General features: G+C 63.4%; 1 protein-coding gene. It reads left to right on the forward strand.

The features are described 5' to 3' along the window. Positions 1–98: 98 nt before the first annotated feature. Positions 99–601: AMP-binding protein (locus tag Vse01_RS29190; RefSeq protein ID WP_239104323.1), on the forward strand; the 503-nt coding region annotated here is incomplete at its 3' end.

Raw genomic sequence — 601 nt, forward strand, 5'->3', positions numbered from 1 at the left:
TGCCGTCGGTGGGGCAGGCGCGGAGTTTGGTGGCGGGGTTTGGGGAGTCGGTTCGGTGTTTTCCGGATCGGGTGGCGGTGCGGTGTGGTGGTCGGGGTGTGACGTTTGCGGAGTTGGATCGTCGGGTGGGGGTGTTGGCGGGGGCGATTCGGGCTGCGGGTGTGGATGTGTCGCGGCCGGTGGGTGTGTTGTTGGATCGTTCTGTTGACATGGTTGCTGCGGTGCTTGCGGTGTTGCGGGTGGGGTCGTCGTATGTGCCGTTGGATGTGGGGACTCCGGCGGGTCGGTTGGAGTTGATTGTGGATGATGCTGATCCGTCGGTGGTGGTGACCAGTGGTGGGTTGGTGGGGTTGTTGCCGGAGGGTGTGCCGGCGGTGCTTGTGGATGATGAGGGTTTGGCCGGCGGTCCGGTGGACGTGGCCGTGGCGGAGTCGGGTGGGGATGATCGGGCGTATGTGATTTTTACGTCGGGGACGACGGGGCGTCCGAAGGGTGTGCAGATTTCGCACGGTAATGTGTTGCGGCTTTTTGGGGTGACGGAGCGTCATTTCGGGTTTGGTCCGGATGATGTGTGGGCGATGTTCCACTCGTTCGCCTTCGA

Source organism: Micromonospora sediminimaris (assembly GCF_016863575.1).
GTDB lineage: Bacteria > Actinomycetota > Actinomycetes > Mycobacteriales > Micromonosporaceae > Micromonospora > Micromonospora sediminimaris.